2 protein-coding genes are annotated in these 561 nt (G+C 47.4%); both read left to right on the top strand.

All coding sequences use genetic code 11. The features are described 5' to 3' along the window. A partial coding sequence (gene mreC, locus R7040_RS28875) for a rod shape-determining protein MreC (protein WP_318097953.1) occupies positions 1-282 on the top strand: 282 nt, incomplete at its 5' end. Then, on the top strand, positions 272-561 hold a 290-nt coding region (mreD, locus tag R7040_RS28870), incomplete at its 3' end, for a rod shape-determining protein MreD (protein WP_318097952.1). The genes mreC and mreD, both read left to right, overlap by 11 nt.

Genomic DNA, 561 nt, shown 5'->3' with positions numbered 1-561 from the left:
GAACACATTCCAACCAGTACAGATATTCAAGTTGGTGATTTACTTGTGACATCCGGTCTGGGAGGCATTTACCCTGAAGGCTACCCTGTGGCGACGGTCACGAATGTGGATCACGATACTCGTCAAGAGTTTGCATCGATCAAAGCCGAACCTGTGGTGGAGTTTGATCGTCTACGATACTTGCTGTTGATCTGGCCAAACGAAGATCGTCAGCACAAAGTACTGCAATCCAACGCGAATGACGGGTTAGAGCAAGAACAAGAGGTAACTAATGGCCAGTAATGTATTGCGTAGCAGAATGGTGATTGGTGTTAGTTTCTTCGTTGCGCTAGTACTGCAAACCATTCCTTGGCCCGGAGTATTGGACCTACTTCGTCCTTCATGGCTATTTTTGGTGACGTGTTATTGGGTGCTGGCATTGCCGCATCGAGTGAACGTCGGCACGGCGTTAGTGTTGGGCTTATTGTGGGACATTCTCATTGGTTCAACGCTAGGAATTCGGGGCATGATGATGTCCATTGTCATCTACTTGGTGGCACTGAATTTCTTGCTAATTCGTAA

This window comes from Vibrio sp. 1069 (assembly GCF_033340555.1).
This window is presented reverse-complemented; position numbering and strand designations above follow the sequence as displayed.